This window comes from uncultured Streptococcus sp. (genome assembly GCF_963511325.1).
In the GTDB taxonomy this organism is placed as follows: Bacteria; Bacillota; Bacilli; order Lactobacillales; family Streptococcaceae; genus Streptococcus.
In genome coordinates this window covers 40436-59224 of sequence record NZ_CAUPII010000010.1, presented here as the reverse complement: position 1 = coordinate 59224, position 18789 = coordinate 40436, and the positions used below count along the sequence as shown (strand labels likewise).

General features: G+C 41.6%; 15 protein-coding genes and 2 pseudogenes. 12 read left to right on the top strand and 5 right to left on the bottom strand.

Annotated features, from left to right (window positions below):
• Positions 1-184: 184 nt before the first annotated feature.
• A pseudogene (locus RQ973_RS04675) lies at positions 185-391 on the top strand (transposase); the annotation flags it as partial.
• Between the two features lie 180 nt (positions 392-571).
• On the opposite strand, the pseudogene RQ973_RS04670 reads toward RQ973_RS04675, so the two are convergent.
• The 5 genes and pseudogenes from RQ973_RS04670 to RQ973_RS04650 all read right to left on the bottom strand — a co-directional run bounded on the left by RQ973_RS04670 (position 572) and on the right by RQ973_RS04650 (position 5185).
• A pseudogene (locus tag RQ973_RS04670) lies at positions 572-1539 on the bottom strand (transposase).
• Between the two features lie 271 nt (positions 1540-1810).
• Positions 1811-3067, bottom strand: coding sequence for an ISL3 family transposase (locus RQ973_RS04665; RefSeq protein WP_311522949.1), 1257 nt, complete (start codon positions 3065-3067; stop codon positions 1811-1813).
• Between the two features lie 306 nt (positions 3068-3373).
• Positions 3374-4105 (bottom strand): hypothetical protein, encoded by a 732-nt coding sequence (locus RQ973_RS04660; RefSeq protein WP_311522948.1) that lies wholly within the window; start codon positions 4103-4105, stop codon positions 3374-3376.
• Between the two features lie 15 nt (positions 4106-4120).
• Positions 4121-4816 carry an ABC transporter ATP-binding protein gene (locus tag RQ973_RS04655; protein WP_311522947.1) on the bottom strand — a complete coding sequence of 232 codons (696 nt, stop codon included), beginning with the start codon at positions 4814-4816 and terminating at the stop codon, positions 4121-4123.
• Between the two features lie 3 nt (positions 4817-4819).
• Positions 4820-5185, bottom strand: coding sequence for a GntR family transcriptional regulator (locus tag RQ973_RS04650; RefSeq protein ID WP_248035513.1), 366 nt, complete (start codon positions 5183-5185; stop codon positions 4820-4822).
• A gap of 139 nt (positions 5186-5324) precedes the next feature.
• Here RQ973_RS04650 and nrdR point away from each other — a divergent pair, with 139 nt between their 5' ends.
• From nrdR to recG, 11 genes are all read left to right on the top strand, one after another.
• Positions 5325-5798, top strand: coding sequence for a transcriptional regulator NrdR (gene nrdR / locus RQ973_RS04645; protein WP_001203674.1), 474 nt, complete (start codon positions 5325-5327; stop codon positions 5796-5798).
• A complete protein-coding gene (locus RQ973_RS04640) occupies positions 5799-6965 on the top strand; it encodes a DnaD domain protein (RefSeq protein WP_311522946.1) in 1167 nt (388 codons plus the stop codon).
• Positions 6966-7862: a primosomal protein DnaI gene (gene dnaI / locus RQ973_RS04635; protein WP_223140149.1), complete on the top strand. Its 897-nt coding sequence runs from the start codon at positions 6966-6968 to the stop codon at positions 7860-7862.
• Positions 7859-8572 carry an NADPH-dependent oxidoreductase gene (locus RQ973_RS04630; protein WP_311522943.1) on the top strand — a complete coding sequence of 238 codons (714 nt, stop codon included), beginning with the start codon at positions 7859-7861 and terminating at the stop codon, positions 8570-8572. The genes dnaI and RQ973_RS04630 overlap by 4 nt, the downstream gene beginning before the upstream one ends.
• Positions 8573-8585: 13 nt before the next feature.
• The gene (gene der / locus RQ973_RS04625) at positions 8586-9896 is read left to right on the top strand and encodes a ribosome biogenesis GTPase Der (RefSeq protein WP_045762664.1); all 1311 of its coding nucleotides are present in this window, start codon (positions 8586-8588) and stop codon (positions 9894-9896) included.
• A gap of 643 nt (positions 9897-10539) precedes the next feature.
• A complete protein-coding gene (gene secA, locus RQ973_RS04620) occupies positions 10540-13053 on the top strand; it encodes a preprotein translocase subunit SecA (protein ID WP_311522939.1) in 2514 nt (837 codons plus the stop codon).
• A gap of 81 nt (positions 13054-13134) precedes the next feature.
• Positions 13135-14166, top strand: a complete 1032-nt coding sequence (locus RQ973_RS04615) for a 3-deoxy-7-phosphoheptulonate synthase (RefSeq protein ID WP_000232201.1) — start codon at positions 13135-13137, stop codon at positions 14164-14166.
• 1 nt (position 14167) lies between these two features.
• Positions 14168-15199, top strand: coding sequence for a 3-deoxy-7-phosphoheptulonate synthase (locus tag RQ973_RS04610; protein ID WP_311522938.1), 1032 nt, complete (start codon positions 14168-14170; stop codon positions 15197-15199).
• A gap of 45 nt (positions 15200-15244) precedes the next feature.
• Positions 15245-15607, top strand: coding sequence for a holo-ACP synthase (gene acpS / locus RQ973_RS04605; protein WP_075231820.1), 363 nt, complete (start codon positions 15245-15247; stop codon positions 15605-15607).
• Complete coding sequence (gene alr / locus RQ973_RS04600; protein ID WP_075231809.1) at positions 15597-16700, top strand: alanine racemase; 1104 nt, start codon at positions 15597-15599, stop codon at positions 16698-16700. Before acpS ends, alr begins: the two co-directional genes overlap by 11 nt.
• A 24-nt stretch (positions 16701-16724) precedes the next feature.
• Positions 16725-18740, top strand: coding sequence for an ATP-dependent DNA helicase RecG (gene recG / locus RQ973_RS04595; RefSeq protein WP_311522937.1), 2016 nt, complete (start codon positions 16725-16727; stop codon positions 18738-18740).
• The last annotated feature ends 49 nt before the right edge of the window (positions 18741-18789 follow it).

The following is an 18789-nucleotide window of genomic DNA, read 5'->3' as shown; positions in this document are numbered from 1 at the left end:
AAATAGGCTCCATAAGATCCATAGGGGATTTACCCACTACAAATATTATAGAGCCCTTTCTCAACTGTAGTGGGTTGAATAAAAAGTGCTCTTTTCTATAGTGGATTGAACTTAGAGTAGTACAATATAGATTCTAAAACATTTTTAGCAGTCTTGGTGTACTGTTCTAGATTCATTATACTATATTATAGATAATGCAAGATTCCATAGAATGGGCAAGCTAGAGCTCTTATGTGAAGAATTTGGGCATAAACTTTTACCACTTCCTCCCTACTCACCTGAGTACAATCCTATAGAGAAAACATGGGCTCATATTAAAAAGCATCTCAAAAAGGTATTGCCAAGTTGCAATACTTTTTTCGAGGCTCTTTTGTCCTGTTCTTGTTTCAATCTACTATACCATTTGTCAAGTATATCAAGGGTTTTAAGTAAAAAAAGAGATAAGACAGTAGCTATTCTGAGGTTACTGTCTTATTTTTACCACTTATTGATCCATAAAAGGGCACGCTAAAAAACACCTCATCTGGTATTTTTTGAAACAAGGTGTTATAATAATACGGCATAGATGACCTTATCGATTTTGGGTCAAAGAGTAATCGTAAAGTTTGTTATGCGTAATGAGGTAATACATTGTTCGAATGAGACGATGTATAGAGGCAATCGCATGTGGCTTGGTTGAAGCTATTGTCGATTGTCTTTTTCGTTTCTCATAAAAATCGGCGATATGGCAGGGATTGGTATGACTAGCTGAAGCGATGTTATGAATGCACTTGAACAAGATTTTTCTGGCATAGGGATTACCTCGCTTAGTAATGTGTTCCTTGGCGAGAAAGTTCCCAGATTCATAGTGTCTCAGGTCAATGCCAATAAAAGCGTTGATTTGATTGGTAGACTGAAAGCGACGAATATCTCCCAATTCGCCAGTGATAGATGTCGCTGTGGTTTCTGCGATGCCAGGAATTGATCGTAAGATGTCATACTCTGGTAAAGGCTGAGCTAGAGCTACCATGTCGTCTAAGACAACCTGTCTGTGCTCAGAAAGACGAAGCAATTCTTGAGCATAGTAACGAACCTCTTCAAGCATTGGGGAGATTTTCTTGACCGCACAAAAAGATTGTTTAGCGAGTTTTATAAGTTTATCAGTCAGATAAGCAATACGCTTTTCAGAGATTCGTTTGGAGGTAGATTGACGGATAATCTTACACAATTCATTTTGAGATAGGTTTAATACAAACTCTTTGCATGGAAAAGCCATCACTAAATTCCAATATTGCTCTCCAGTTGCTTCTTAGCTTCCAGAGGATTCAGCTGTGTATAAGCGTAGCCGTATTCCTCAAGAAAGGCTCGAAGACGCCGAGAATAGACACCAGTAGCTTCAAATATAATCTCAGGGTTATGAACAGTTTTCAAGTCATTCAAAAGACGATTGAAGCCAATGGCGTCATTGAGCATAGTGTATCCATGAATCTTTTCACCGTTGACTAAAATTGCCACCTCAGAACTTGCCTTACTCACATCAATCCCAAATACTGTACGCATGATATTACCTCTTTTGTCTTGAATAATTCCGTGTTTTAGTGATTTTATTTTCAATACGCGACGTCTAGCGTCCCACATACTTTGATCAAATTCCACCTAAAACAGGTGTCTTTCCAGTTTGTCAAGCGACGTCTAGCGCCAAAGAGCCCTACGACTTTACAAGACACCTCTACTTTAACATAAAGAAAAAGTAGTGAGTACTCTCTCCCGTCGGAGATTTTCTCACTACTAATCTTAGTATGTTTGTCAACTGTAGTGGGTTGAATAAAAGCTAACATCTGGAGAGGACAATCGTTGTCCTCTCCATTTTTATATTCAGAGCGATGAAAATTCGTTTCTTAAAGTTGTCAAAGTTCCGAAATCCAAAGGCATTTCGTTTGATAAGTTTAACGAGATTATTGGTCGCTTCCAATTTGGCGTTGGAATAGGGTAGTTGAAGGGCGTTGACAATTTTCTCTTTGTCCTTGAGAAATGTCTTAAAGACAGTCTGAAAAAGAGGATGAACCTGTTTAAGATTGTCCTCAATGAGTCCGAAAAATTTGTCTGGCTCCTTGTTCTGAAAGTGAAAAAGCAAGAGCTGATAGAGATTATAGTGGTGTCTCAAGTCTTCTGAATAGCTCAAAAGCTTGTCTAGAATCTCCTTATTTGTTAAGTGCATGCGAAAAGTAGGGCGATAAAAACGTTTATCACTTAGTTTACGACTATCCTGTTGAATGAGCTTCCAGTAGCGCTTGATAGCTTTGTATTCATGGGATTTTCTATCAAATTGATTCATGATTTGAACACGGACACGACTCATAGCACGGCTAAGATGTTGCACAATGTGAAAACGATCTAGAACGATTTTAGCATAAGGAAAAAGCTGTTTAGCCAAGTTATAGTAAGGACTAAACATATCCATAGTAATGATTTTCACCTGACAGCGAACCGCTCTATCGTAGCGAAGAAAGTGATTGCGGATGATAGCTTGTGTTCTGCCTTCAAGAACAGTGATGATGTTGAGATTATCAAAATCTTGTGCAATAAAGCTCATCTTTCCCTTAGTAAAGGCGTACTCGTCCCAAGACATAATCTCTGGAAGACGAGAAAAATCATGCTTAAAGTGAAAGTCATTGAGTTTACGAATGACAGTTGAAGTTGAAATGGATAGCTGATGGGCAATATCAGTCATAGAAGTCTTTTCAATTAACTTTTGCGCAATTTTTTGGTTGATAATACGAGGAATTTGATGATTCTTCTTGACGATAGAAGTCTCAGCGACCATCATTTTCGAGCAATGATAGCACTTGAATCGACGCTTTCTAAGGAGGATTCTAGTAGGCATACCAGTTGTTTCAAGATAAGGAATTTTCGACGGTTTTTGGAAGTCATATTTCTTCATTTGACATCCGCACTCAGGGCAAGATGGAGCCTCATAATCCAGTTTAGCGCTGATTTCTTTGTGAGTATCCATATTGATGATATCTACAATCTTGATGTTTGGGTCTTTAATATCAAGGAGTTTTGTGATAAAATGTAATTGTTCCATATGAATCTTTCTAATGAGTTGTTTTGTCGCTTTTCATTATAGGTCATATGGGACTTTTTTTCTACAACAAAATAGGCTCCATAATATCTATAGGGGATTTACCCACTACAAATATTATAGAGCCGATAATATGCGTTTTATCATAGACAGATCTATTTCATTTTCTACTATAGTTGATTGAAATAAGATATGAACAAAGAGGTTAGGAAAGTCAAAACAATGTCTAATAAATGTTTTAGAATCCATGACGTGCTACTCTAAGTTCAATCCACTATAAAATTAAGTTTTTGACTAGCCTCTGAATGATTACTGAAGATTAACCTTGTTTCTCAAGATGTAGTAGGTTCCGAGATAGAAAACTGCGATGAGGATTAGGTCTTTGAAGATTTCATAAGTAAGCATCATATTGTAATGGTTACCAAAATTTAAGAAGAGATCACTGAAACCAAGGACAACATGAATGACAATATAGGCTAAAACGGCAAGAGCTGTGCGGTATTCATTAAAGAGTTGTCCGATAGAGATTGCCAAGTAGATGCAAAGGATGCTTGCTACAGTGCTAAGGATGAATGAAATCAGAGATAAGCTGATACTGTCTAGGTACTGTTGGAACAAGTCTTTAAAAGCAAGGAAATCAACAGAATTAGGCTCAATGATCACAAGAATGATATAAATGCTCAGAACCAAGACTGCTGAACTGATCAGAGACCAAATGAAGGCTCCCAAGAGTTTGGCTAAGATAATCTGGTGTTCGGAAACTGGCAAGGTCAAAGTGAGATAACCTTGTCGGTCATAGACACTACCCTTGAAGCGACGGATGATCAAAATCAAGGTTGAAATCCCAAGCGTAATCATCAAGCCACCAAACACGAGTGCTAGAAAAATAAGTAGAATAGGTTGACTTTCTTTGATAGGTAGATTGTTATAGGTCTTTGCTTGAATTCCTATAAGAGCAGAAAGTGCCAACACAGCACCATAGAGGGCTAAATACCATTTGTTAACATTTTTAAATTCATAACGAACTAAATTCCAAAACATAATAATCTCCTTTATCTAGGCTTTGAATTCATGACGGAAGAGTTGGTCGATAGACTCTCCAGACTCATAGCGAATATCATCAACATTTCCTTGACGGACGACTTTTCCGTCCTTGAGGAAGACAATCTCATCCAAGATTGGTTCGATGTCTGAAATCAAGTGAGTTGAAATCAAGACAGTCGAAGTTGGAGAGTAGTTGTTGATGATGGTGTTCAAGATATAGTCACGAGCTGCTGGGTCGACACCACCGATTGGTTCATCAAGGACGTATAGACGAGCATCACGACTCATGACAAGGATCAACTGAACCTTTTCTTTGTTCCCTTTTGAGAGTTTCTTGAAACGGCTATTCTCATCGATGCCAAGGTCACGAAGGAGACCTTGAGCACGTTCCAGATTAAAATCTTGGTAGAAGGTCTTGAAATAAGTGAGAGCTTCCTTGACCTTCATCTGCTCGTTGAGGTAGGTCGTATCAGGAAGATAAGAAACAATTGCTTTAGTTGTTGGGCTTGGTTCCATGCCATTGATGAGGATACGCCCTTCCTCTGGCTGTAGCAAGCCGTTGATTAGTTTAATCAAGGTTGTCTTTCCAGAACCGTTTGGACCAAGGAGGCCAACGATTTTTCCAGCTGGAATTTCAAGGGAAACATTTGTAAGAGCAGGACTTGCTCCATAGGATTTTGACACATTTTCAAATGCTAACAAGGTCATAGTTTAAACTCCTTCAATATAATCTCTCAAAACAGTCGGTAGTTCTTCTTTTTCATAGCCGAATTCTACCATGCCTGTTACAAACTGTTGTAACTGTTCTTCTGACAGTTGCTTACGGGATTGGAGGATCAAGTCCAAGTCCTCTGTGACAAAGCGTCCAGATGTCCGCTTGGTATAAACGAAGCCTTCTCTCTCCAAGTCCGATAGGGCACGCTGGATGGTGTTGGGATTGACCCCTGCCTCGCTTGCTAATTCTCTAACGGTTGGAAGCTGTTGATTGGGCTCGAGTTTATGGGAAATAATCTGCAATTTGATTTTCTCCATAATCTGCACATAAATGGGTTTATTGTTATCAAATGTCCAAGACATCACGATCTCCTTTCTATTTACCTTTGTGTTAATTCAATAATACAACAAAACAAAAAACTTGTCAAGCCAAAAGGAGAATTATTTTGGGAATCTCTTAAAAAATGGTATAATGAAAAGAAAACGACAAGGAGGGAAAGGCATGCGTTGTCCAAAATGTGGCGCTACAAAATCAAGTGTGATCGATAGTCGCCAGGCTGAAGAAGGAAATACAATCAGAAGAAGACGTGAGTGTGAAGAGTGTCAGCATCGGTTTACAACCTATGAACGTGTAGAAGAGAGAACACTAGTTGTGGTCAAAAAAGATGGTACACGGGAACAATTTTCAAGAGATAAAATCTTTAACGGGATTATTCGTTCAGCCCAGAAACGTCCAGTGTCCAGTGATGAAATTGGCATGGTGGTCAATCGCATCGAACAAAAACTCCGTAGTCGCAATGAAAATGAAATTCAGAGTGAGGTTATTGGCTCCTTGGTTATGGAAGAGTTGGCAGAGTTAGATGAGATTACTTATGTACGTTTTGCCAGCGTTTACCGTAGCTTTAAGGATGTGAGTGAGCTTGAAAGCCTACTCCAGCAGATTACACAATCCTCTAAAAAGAAAAAGGAAAAATAAATGAAGCCAAATGACCGTTTTTCTTTTGTAAAGAATAATCGGGTGTCGCAAGATACCTCATCAATGGTGCAGTGCTACCTCCCGATTATCGGTCAGGAGGCGCTGAGCCTCTATCTTTATGCTGTGACTTTTTGGGATGGTGGTCAAAAAGAACATCTCTTTGCAGCCATGCTCAATCATCTGAATTTTGGGATGGATACCCTTTTAAAGGCTTTTAAAACTCTGACAGCCATGAAATTGGTGACTCTCTATCAGCAGGGAGAGGCCTATAACTTGTTACTCCATTCTCCCTTATCAACTCAAGAATTTTTACAACATACAGTTTATCGGACCTTATTAGAAAAAATGATTGGGGATAGTGCGGTTGCAGCCATGAGACAGGATAGTGTTGAAGGGGAGCCGATCTCGGTGGCCTTGAGTCAAATTTTCCCTCAGTTATCCGAGTCTGCGAGTCAAGAAACCTCTAGTAGTCAGCCTCTAGCAGATGATTTTGATTTGGAGCATTTCCGTCAGCTCATGGCTCGCGATGGTCTTCGTTTTCAAGATGAGACTTCGGATGTTTTGGCCTTGTTTGCAATAGCAGACGAGCAGAAGTGGACCTGGTTTGAGACTTATCAAGTAGCCAAAGCGACAGCAGTGTCGCAAGTGATTTCTGTCAAACGCATCCGTGAAAAGATAGCGCAAAAGCCTGTGACTTCTGACTTTAGTCCCAAGGAAGCAACCATTATCCGAGAGGCTAAGAGAAAGACAGCCTTGCAGTTCCTTGCTGAAATCAAGCAGACCCGCAAGGGAAATATTACCCAGACTGAACGGGACCTGCTCCAGCAGATGGCAGCCTTGGGCTTGTTGGATGAAGTGATCAATGTTATCTTGCTCCTAACCTTTAATAAGGTTGATTCGGCCAATATCAATGAAAAATACGCCATGAAGGTGGCTAATGACTACGCCTATCAAAATATTCGTAGTGCCGAGGAGGCTGTCCTCCGTATTCGTGAACGTGGCCAAAAAGCAAAAACGCAAAAGCAGAATCAGACTGCCCCAGTAAAAACCAATGTGCCTAAATGGAGCAATCCTGAATATAAGAATGAAACGAGCGAAGAAACTCGTTTAGAACTAGAACGTAAGAAAAAAGAAATGTTAGCTCGATTAGAAAAAGGAGGAGACTAGATGGAAAGTGTCGGAGACGTACTCAAGCGTCAACCAAGCCGATTTCAGTATCAGGATTTGGTCCAGCAAATTGTGAAAGATCCTGATGTTGCGGCCTTTATCCAGAAAGAATCCCTCAGTCAGGAGGAGTTGAACCGTAGTATTTCCAAGTTTAACCAATACATCACTGAGAGAGATAAGTTCCTCCGAGGAGATACAGACTATATCGCGCGTGGCTACAAGCCTATCCTAGTCATGAACCATGGCTATGCAGATGTCTCTTATGAAGAGACTCCGGAGCTAATCGCGGCAGAAAAAGAAGCGGCGATTAAAAACCGTCTCAAGCTAATCAATCTTCCAGCTAGTCTTAAAAAAGCTAGCCTAGCTCAAGTAGACTTGGATGATTTGGGACGCTTATCCGTTTTTGAAAAGCTCCTAGCCTTTGTGGAGCAATATCCAGCTATTCGAAAAGGTCTGTACTTATATGGAGACTTTGGTGTGGGTAAAAGTTTCATGGTGGCTGCCCTAGCCCATGATTTGTCAGAAAAACGTGGTGTTTCATCAACTCTCCTCCACTATCCGAGCTTTGTCATCGATGTCAAAAATGCCATCGGTGATGGCAATGTCAAGACCTTGGTGGATGAGATTAAGCTTGCTGAAGTCTTGATTTTGGATGATATTGGTGCCGAGCAATCAACAGCTTGGGTGCGTGACGAGATCCTGCAGGTCATTCTCCAATATCGTATGCAGGAAGATTTACCGACCTTTTTCACCTCCAACTTCAATTTTGAAGATTTGGAGAAGCATTTCGCTAAAGGGAAAAATGGAAATGACGAAACCTGGGAAGCTAGACGCGTCATGGAACGCATTCGTTATTTAGCAGAGGAAACCAGACTTGAAGGAGAAAACCGCCGATGACAGAAACAATCAAATTAATGAAGGCTCACACTTCAGTGCGTAGATTTAAGGAGCAAGAGATTCCCCAAGAAGATTTAAATACCATTTTGTCTGCAGGACAAATGGCTTCTTCTTGGAAAAATTTCCAATCGTATTCTGTCATTCTTGTCAGAAGTCAAGAAAAGAAGGATGCCTTATTTGAGTTAGTTCCTCAAGAAGCGATTCGCCAGTCTGCAGCCTTTTTACTTTTTGTTGGTGACCTAAACCGTGCAGAAAAAGGGGCTCGTCTCCATACGGATGTTTTCCAACCTCAAGGGGTGGAAGGACTCCTCATCACTTCAGTAGATGCTGCGCTTGTTGGGCAAAATACCTTGCTTGCGGCAGAAAGCCTAGGCTACGGAGGAGTGATTATCGGTTTGGTGCGTTACAAGTCTGTTGAATTAGCAGAATTGTTCAGACTTCCTGACTATACCTATCCAGTCTTTGGGATTGCACTAGGTGTGCCAAATCAAAAGCATGATGTAAAACCAAGATTACCACTAGAGAATGTTGTCTTTGAGGAAGAATACCAAGAACAGTCAACTGAGGCTATTGAAGCCTATGACCGTGTACAGACTGAATATGCAGGTGCGCGTGCGACTACAACTTGGAGTCAACGTTTGGCAGAGCAATTCGGCAATCCAGAACCAAGCTCGACTCGAGAAAATCTTGAGCAGAAGAAGTTATTGTAGAAAGTGAGAAAACATGGCCTTACCAACTGTTGCCATTGTGGGACGTCCCAATGTTGGGAAATCAACCCTATTTAACCGTATCGCGGGAGAACGCATCTCAATCGTAGAAGATGTTGAAGGTGTAACGCGAGATCGTATCTATGCCACGGGTGAGTGGCTTAACCGTTCTTTTAGTATGATTGATACTGGAGGAATCGATGATGTCGATGCTCCTTTCATGGAACAAATCAAGCACCAGGCAGAAATTGCCATGGAAGAAGCAGATGTTATCGTCTTTGTCGTGTCTGGTAAAGAAGGAATTACAGATGCGGACGAATACGTTGCCCGTAAACTTTATAAAACTCATAAACCAGTCATCTTAGCCGTTAACAAGGTGGACAATCCAGAGATGCGAAATGATATCTATGATTTCTATGCTCTTGGATTGGGCGAACCTCTACCAATCTCATCTGTTCACGGTATCGGGACAGGGGATGTGCTGGATGCTATTGTGGAAAATCTTCCACATGAAGTTGAAGAAGAAAATCCAGATGTTATTAAATTCAGCTTGATTGGACGTCCAAATGTTGGAAAATCTAGCTTGATCAATGCTATCTTGGGTGAAGACCGCGTCATTGCTAGCCCTGTAGCTGGTACCACTCGTGACGCCATTGACACTCATTTTACAGATGCTGACGGCCAAGAGTTTACCATGATTGATACGGCTGGTATGCGTAAGTCAGGTAAAGTCTATGAAAATACTGAGAAATACTCGGTTATGCGTGCTATGCGTGCCATTGACCGTTCAGATGTAGTCTTGATGGTCCTCAATGCCGAGGAAGGTATTCGTGAGTATGACAAGCGTATCGCTGGATTTGCCCACGAAGCTGGTAAAGGGATGATTATCGTGGTCAATAAGTGGGATACACTTGAAAAAGACAACCACACCATGAAAAACTGGGAAGAGGATATCCGTGAGCAGTTCCAATATTTGCCTTACGCCCCGATTATCTTTGTATCAGCTTTAACCAAGCAACGTCTCCACAAACTACCTGAGATGATCAAGCAAATCAGTGAAAGTCAAAATACCCGTATTCCATCAGCTGTCTTGAACGATGTGATTATGGATGCTATTGCCATCAATCCAACACCGACAGACAAAGGGAAACGCCTCAAGATTTTCTATGCGACTCAAGTGGCAACCAAACCACCAACCTTTGTCATCTTTGTCAACGAAGAAGAACTCATGCACTTCTCTTACTTGCGTTTCTTGGAAAATCAAATCCGAAAGGCCTTTGTCTTTGAAGGAACACCGATTCATCTGATCGCAAGAAAACGGAAGTAAAAAAGCAGAATCTGGAAGGATATTTCCAGATTTTTTGCTATAATAAAATAAGGAACGCGTTGGAGAGGTAAGGAGATGGAAAAACTATTAAAATTCTTGATTTTGGCACCTTACTTCTACTTTTTTCGTTGGCAAGGGAAGGTACAGCCAGGAAGTAAGTACTTTTCTGTCTTTTACTATTTTTATTGGTTTTATATGCCTCTAGCAGCCTTGTTTAGTCTAGTTTTCACTCTTTTTTCGCTAGTCTTATTTAACTTTATTTTACAAGAACCAAGGGATCTTGCTAGATGGATGATATGGCTACTTTTAGTCCTTTTATCCTTAGTCAATGACTGGAAAATCTATGCTTGTCTAAAATTTATGAATAAGCTGCGATTGGAAAAGAAAAAATCCAGTCTTCCTTGAAAGAAATAGGCAAACTTGTATCTGATAGAAAATGATGGTCAATTTTTCATGGAAAAACTAGCTAGAAGCATTAATGAAGAAAACTAGCCTCGGAATAGGAATTTTAAGGGAACTAATCACCTTGGTTAGCCCTTTTTTCGTCCTAAGGGAAAACGGAATATTTCTTGAAAAAATTGGGCAAATATGCTACAATAAAAAGAACATTCTAAAATATTCAGAATTTAAAGTAAGGAAAAAAATGGCAAATTTACTAAAAACAATCATCGAAAATGATAAAGGAGAGATTCGTCGTCTGGAAAAGATGGCGGACAAAGTCCTAAAATATGAAGATGAAATGGCTGCGTTAACAGACGAGCAATTGAAAGCAAAAACAGAAGAATTCAAACAACGCTATCAAAATGGTGAGACTCTTGACCAACTTTTGTATGAGGCGTTTGCTGTTGTACGCGAGGGAGCTAAGCGTGTTCTTGGTCTTTTCCCGTATAAGGTTCAGGTTATGGGGGGGATCGTTCTTCACCATGGTGACGTTCCTGAGATGCGTACTGGTGAGGGGAAAACCTTGACAGCGACTATGCCTGTATACCTCAATGCTCTTTCAGGTAAAGGGGTTCACGTAGTTACGGTCAATGAATACCTTTCTGAACGTGATGCGACTGAGATGGGTGAGTTGTACTCATGGCTTGGCTTGTCAGTAGGGATTAACTTGGCGGCCAAATCTCCAATGGAGAAAAAAGAAGCCTATGAGTGTGATATCACTTATTCAACAAACTCAGAGATTGGTTTCGATTATCTTCGTGATAACATGGTCGTTCGTGCTGAAAATATGGTTCAACGTCCACTCAACTACGCCTTGGTCGATGAGGTTGACTCAATCTTGATTGACGAAGCTCGTACTCCTTTGATTGTTTCAGGGGCCAATGCAGTTGAAACAAGCCAACTCTACCATATGGCTGACCATTTTGTGAAGTCTTTGGATAAGGATGACTATATCATTGATATTCAGTCTAAGACGATTGGTCTATCTGATTCTGGTATTGACAAGGCCGAAAGCTACTTCAATCTAAGCAACCTCTACGACATTGAAAATGTTGCTCTGACTCACTTTATCGACAACGCCCTTCGTGCCAACTACATCATGCTTCTTGATATTGACTATGTGGTCAGCGAAGAGCAGGAAATCTTGATTGTCGACCAATTTACAGGTCGTACTATGGAAGGTCGTCGTTATTCTGATGGCTTGCACCAAGCGATTGAGGCTAAGGAAGGTGTGCCAATCCAGGACGAAACTAAGACTTCAGCTTCCATCACCTACCAAAACCTCTTCCGTATGTACAAGAAGTTGTCTGGTATGACAGGTACTGGTAAGACTGAGGAAGAAGAATTCCGCGAAATCTACAATATTCGTGTTATTCCTATCCCAACAAACCGTCCAGTTCAACGTATTGACCATCCAGACGTACTTTATGCTAGTCTTGAAGCTAAATTTAAGGCTGTTGTCGAAGATGTAAAAGCTCGCTACCAAAAAGGTCAACCTGTCTTGGTAGGTACTGTTGCAGTTGAAACTAGTGATTATATTTCTAAAAAATTGGTAGCTGCAGGTGTTCCTCACGAAGTATTGAATGCCAAGAACCACTACAAAGAAGCTCAAATTATCATGAACGCTGGTCAGCGTGGTGCAGTTACAATCGCGACCAACATGGCCGGTCGTGGTACTGATATTAAGCTCGGTGAAGGTGTTCGTGAACTTGGTGGACTTTGTGTCATCGGTACAGAACGTCATGAAAGCCGTCGTATCGATAACCAGCTTCGTGGACGTTCAGGACGTCAAGGGGATCCAGGGGAATCTCAATTCTACCTTTCTCTTGAAGATGATTTGATGAAACGTTTCGGTTCAGAGCGCTTGAAGGGTGTCTTTGAACGTCTCAATATGTCAGACGAAGCAATCAAATCTCGTATGTTGACACGTCAGGTTGAAGCAGCACAAAAACGTGTTGAAGGAAACAACTACGACACACGTAAACAAGTCCTTCAATACGATGATGTCATGCGTGAGCAACGTGAGATTATCTACTCGCAACGTTACGATGTCATCACTGCTGATCGCGACTTGGCTCCTGAGATTCATGCGATGATTAAACGCACTATTAATCGTGTTGTTGATAATCATGCGCGTGCTAAACAGGATGAAAAACTAGAAGCTATCTTGAATTTTGCAAGATACAACTTGCTTCCAGAAGATTCAATTTCACTTTCAGACCTAGAAGGTTTGTCAGACCAAGCAATCAAAGATGAACTTTACCAACGTGCCTTGCAAGTCTACGATAGCCAAGTTGCTAAGCTTCGAGATGAGGAAGCTGTTAAAGAATTCCAAAAAGTCTTGATCCTACGTGTTGTAGACAACAAGTGGACAGACCATATCGATGCTCTTGATCAGTTGCGTAATGCTGTTGGCCTTCGTGGTTATGCACAAAACAACCCTGTCGTTGAGTATCAAGCAGAAGGTTTCCGTATGTTTAATGATATGATTGGTTCCATTGAGTTTGATGTGACTCGTTTGATGATGAAAGCACAAATTCATGAACAAGAGCGTCCACAAGCAGAGCGTCATATCAGTACTACAGCGGCTCGTAATATTGCTGCACAACAGGCTGAGCTTCCTGCAGATTTGGATCTTAGCCAAGTTAAGCGTAATGACTTGTGTCCATGTGGTTCTGGTAAGAAATTTAAAAACTGTCACGGTAAACGACGTTAAGAATGACTAATTTTCAGGCGGATGCCTAGTGAAAAGTGAATTTTCGCTTGGCGTCCGTTTGCTTTATAAGGAGGATGAATCATGGTATTTACAGCCAAAAGCCCTAAAATTAATATTGAAGAAGTTCGTAGTTTGTCTAAATTAGAAGGACAAGCACTTGCCAATAAACAACAACGCGATCAAGAACTTGAAGCGATTATTCGTGGTGAAGATCAACGCATTTTGTTAGTGATTGGTCCGTGTTCGTCTGACAATGAAGAAGCAGTTCTTGAGTATGCCAAGCGTTTGGCAAAACTGCAAGAAGAAGTAAAAGACCGCGTCTTTATGGTCATGCGTGTCTACACTGCTAAACCACGTACTAATGGTGATGGCTATAAGGGCTTGATTCACCAACCAAATGCCAAAGAAGCACCTAGTCTCATCAATGGGATCAAGGCGGTTCGTCACCTGCATTACCGTGTTATTTCTGAAACAGGAATGACGACAGCGGATGAAATGTTGTACCCAGAAAACCTTCCTTTGGTAGATGACTTGATTTCTTACATGGCAGTTGGAGCTCGTTCGGTTGAAGATCAACAACACCGTTTTGTAGCTAGTGGAGCAGATTTTGCGACAGGTTTTAAAAATCCAACGTCTGGAAATCTCAATGTCATGTTCAACGGTATTTATGCGGCTCAAAACAAACAAAGTTTCCTTTTCCTAGGGAAAGAAGTTGAAACGACTGGAAATCCTCTATCGCATGCTATTCTCCGTGGTGCCCTCAATGAATACGGGAAAAACATTCCAAACTATTACTACGATAATTTGATGGATACCATTGCCCAGTATGAAAAGATGGGGCTTGAAAATCCATTTATCATCATTGATACCAACCATGACAACTCAGGTAAGCAGTATATGGATCAGATTCGTATCGTACGTCAGACCTTGATTAACCGCGACTGGAATGAAAAGATTAAAAAATATGTCCGTGGTTTCATGATTGAGTCTTATCTAGAAGACGGTCGTCAAAATGAACCAGAGGTCTTTGGAAAATCTATCACCGATCCTTGTCTTGGATGGGAGAATACTGAAGCTCTTGTTCGCGAAATCTACCAAAGACTAGGAGAATAGTATGGCATTTATTGAAAAAGGTCAAGAAATCGACATTGAAGCGATTAAGGCGGAAACACAGCTGTCTGCAGAAGCCTTGCAACATAAGGAAAGCCGAGACCAAGAACTAGCTGATATTCTATCTGGTAAGGATGATCGTATCCTTTTAGTCATTGGTCCTTGTTCATCTGATAATGAAGAAGCAGTGCTTGAATATGCTCGCCGTTTAGCAGACTTGCAGAAAAAAGTGGCGGATAAGATTTTTATGGTCATGCGTGTTTACACAGCTAAGCCACGTACTAATGGAGATGGGTACAAGGGTTTGGTTCATCAGCCAGATACTTCTAAAGCGCCAAGTTTGATTAATGGTTTGCAGGCTGTTCGTCAGCTTCATTATCGAGTGATTACAGAAACTGGATTGACCACAGCGGATGAAATGCTTTATCCATCCAATCTAGTCTTGGTTGATGACTTGGTGAGCTACCATGCAGTGGGTGCGCGTTCAGTAGAAGATCAGGAACACCGTTTTGTAGCTTCAGGGATTGATGCACCAGTGGGTATGAAAAATCCAACCTCTGGAAATCTGTCTGTTATGTTTAATGCCATCTATGCTGCACAAAACAAGCAAACATTTCTTTACCATGGACAAGAAGTTGAGACTTCAGGGAATCCCCTAGCTCACGTTATCCTTCGTGGAGCTATGAATGAATATGGGAAGAATGAACCAAACTTCTACTATGAAACTCTCTTGAATGCAATCAATCGCTATGAGACTATGGGACTTGAAAATCCCTTTATCATCATCGATACCAATCATGACAATTCTGGTAAGCAGTATATGGAACAAATTCGCATTGTTCGCCAAGCCTTGCTGAATCGTGACTGGAATGAAAAGATTAAAAAGACGGTTCGAGGCTTTATGATCGAATCTTACCTAGCAGATGGTCGCCAAAATCAACCAGAGATCTTTGGTTGCTCTATTACAGACCCATGTCTAGGATGGGAAAATACAGTAGCCCTGGTAGAAGAAATCTATACTACCTTAACAAAATAAGTGAAAAGGATGGAGTTGGGGGTATCTCAACTCCTTTTGAGAAAAATGATAGTTGGACACGGAATTGATATCGAAGCATTAGCTTCTATACAAAATGCAGTTGAAAAAAGAGAAGGATTTGCACGGCGTGTCTTGACAGACAAGGAAATGGAGCGTTTTGCCAGTCTCAAAGGTCGTAGACAAATCGAGTATTTGGCTGGGCGTTGGTCAGCTAAAGAAGCCTTCTCCAAGGCTCTAGGGACAGGGATTGGTAAGTTGGGCTTTCAGGATTTGGAAGTTTTGAACAATGAAAGAGGAGCTCCCTACTTCAGCAAATCCCCATTTTCAGGAAAAGTGTGGCTATCGATCAGCCATACCGATCAGTTTGTGACAGCTAGTGTTATTTTGGAGGAGAATCATGAAAACTAGTCCACATAGACCAACCAAGGCCCTCATCGACCTGGGAGCTATCCGCTACAATATCCAACAAATGGGTGCGCACATTCCCAAAGATACCCTCAAATGGGCAGTTGTAAAAGCCAATGCTTACGGACACGGTGCGGTAGCTGTTGCGACGGCTATCCAGGATGATGTTGACGGCTTTTGCGTTTCTAATATCGATGAAGCCCTCGAGCTTCGTCAGGCAGGAATTTCTAAGAAGATTCTTATTTTGGGAGTATCTGAAGTTGAATCTCTTTCATTGGCCAAGGACTTTGATATTACCTTGACAGTGGCAGGATTGGAATGGATTGAGAATCTCCTTGCTACTGATTCAGATTTATCAGGCTTAACCGTTCACCTTAAAATTGATTCAGGTATGGGGCGAATTGGTTTTAGAAGTGCAAGCGAGGCAGCACAAGCCCAAACTTTACTCAAGGAACATGGAGCAAATGTTGAGGGAATCTTTACGCACTTTGCAACTGCTGATGAAGAGTCGGATAGCTACTTTAAGCAACAGTTAGAGTGTTTCAAGACAATACTTGCTGACTTGCAAGAAGTACCAGAACTAGTCCATGCGAGTAACTCTGCGACTACTCTATGGCATGCGGAAACGATTTTTAATGCAGTTCGTATGGGAGATTCTATGTATGGTCTCAATCCAAGCGGACAAGTTTTGGAATTGCCTTATGAACTAAAACCAGCCTTGACCTTAGAAACTGCTATTGTTCATGTTAAAACAGTCCCAGCTGGGGCTTGTATGGGCTATGGAGCGACCTATCAGGCAGACAGTGAGCAAGTCATTGCTACTTTACCAATCGGTTATGCGGATGGTTGGACACGAGATATGCAGAATTTCTCAGTTCTGGTGGATGGACAATTGTGCCCTATCGTAGGGCGGGTATCCATGGACCAAATCACCATTCGCTTGCCTAAGCTGTATCCATTAGGTACCAAGGTAACTTTGATTGGTGCAGACGGTGACAAGGAGATTACTGCAACAGATGTTGCGGTTTACCGTGGAACGATCAATTATGAGGTAGTTTGTCTCCTCAGTGATCGAATTCCGAGAGAATATCATTAAAAGAGAGAAGGAAAGGAGAGGAGCATGAATTTACATCAACCCTTGCATGTCTTGCCTGGAGTGGGACCAAAGTCAGCAGAGAAATATGCCAAACTAGGAATTGAAAACCTGCAAGATCTCTTGCTCTACTTTCCTTTCCGTTATGAAGATTTTAAGACCAAGCAGGTGCTAGAGCTAGAAGACGGTGAAAAGGCTGTCCTATCTGGTCAGGTAGTAACACCAGCTAGTGTTCAGTATTATGGTTTTAAGCGCAATCGCCTACGCTTTAGCCTCAAGCAGGGAGAGGTTGTGTTTGCAGTTAACTTCTTTAACCAACCCTACCTGGCTGACAAGATTGAGCTAGGAGCGACTCTAGCCGTTTTTGGTAAGTGGGATCGCGCCAAGGCTAGTCTCACAGGGATGAAGGTTTTAGCCCAGGTGGAGGATGATCTCCAACCTGTCTATCGTCTCGCACAAGGAGTTAGTCAAGCAAGTCTTGTTAAGATCATTAAAACCGCCTTTGATCAGGGGCTAGATCTCTTGATAGAGGAAAATCTCCCTCAGTCCTTGCTAGACAAATACAAACTCATGTCTCGCTGTCAGGCTGTTCGTGCTATGCATTTTCCTAAGGATTTGGCAGAATACAAGCAGGCTCTCCGTCGAATCAAGTTTGAGGAACTTTTCTATTTCCAAATGCAATTACAGACCCTCAAGTCTGAAAATAAGGTTGATGGAAGTGGATTGGTCCTGAATTGGTCGCAAGAAAAACTAACTGCGGTTAAAGAAAAGTTACCCTTTGCTTTGACACAAGCCCAAGAAAAAAGCCTGCAAGAAATCCTAACAGATATGAAGTCGGACCATCACATGAATCGACTATTGCAAGGGGATGTTGGTAGTGGGAAAACAGTGGTAGCAGGTCTAGCGATGTACGCAGCCGTAATGGCTGGTTATCAGGCCGCTCTCATGGTTCCAACAGAGATCCTTGCAGAGCAGCATTTTGAAAGTTTAGAGAGTCTCTTTCCAGATTTGAAACTAGCCCTCCTAACAGGTTCACTGAAAGCTGCAGAAAAACGCACGGTTTTGGAAACGATTGCTAAGGGCGAGGTTGATGTGATCGTCGGTACCCATGCTCTTATACAGGATGGGGTGGAATACGCTCGACTTGGTTTGATTATCATCGATGAACAACACCGATTTGGTGTGGGACAAAGACGTATTTTACGTGAAAAAGGAGAAAATCCAGATGTCCTCATGATGACGGCGACTCCGATTCCACGAACCTTAGCCATCACCGCCTTTGGAGATATGGATGTTTCCATTATTGACCAGATGCCTGCTGGGCGCAAACCAATCGTAACTCGCTGGATCAAGCATGAGCAACTGCCACAGGTTTTGACTTGGTTGGAAGGAGAAATTCAAAAAGGGTCTCAAGCCTATGTTATTTCTCCTTTGATTGAAGAATCTGAAGCCTTGGATTTGAAAAATGCTATCGCTTTATCGGAAGAGTTGACGGCTCATTTTTCAGAAAAAGCAAAAGTTGCTCTCTTGCATGGGAAGATGAAGAGCGATGAAAAAGACCAGATTATGCAGGAGTTCAAAGATAGAAAGACTGATATTCTGGTTTCGACAACGGTTATAGAAGTTGGGGTCAATGTGCCAAATGCGACCGTCATGATTATCATGGATGCTAATCGTTTTGGACTCAGTCAACTCCATCAGCTCAGAGGTCGCGTCGGTCGGGGAGACAAGCAGTCCTATGCGGTTCTTGTGGCTAATCCTAAAACGGACTCAGGTAAAGACCGCATGCGTATCATGACAGAAACGACCAATGGTTTTGTCCTTGCGGAGGAAGATTTGAAAATGCGCGGTTCGGGTGAGATTTTTGGAACCAGGCAGTCAGGTTTACCAGAGTTTCAAGTGGCTGATATTATCGAGGACTTCCCAATACTTGAGGAAGCACGTAAGGTGGCTAGTTATATTAGCTCACTGTCTAACTGGCAGGAGGACCCAGAGTGGCATATGATTGCTCTAAATCTAGAAAAGAAAGAACATTTAGATTAAGCTTTCTCTAAGAAAATCTTAAGTTTGCTTTTAGGGTTATTGCCTATAC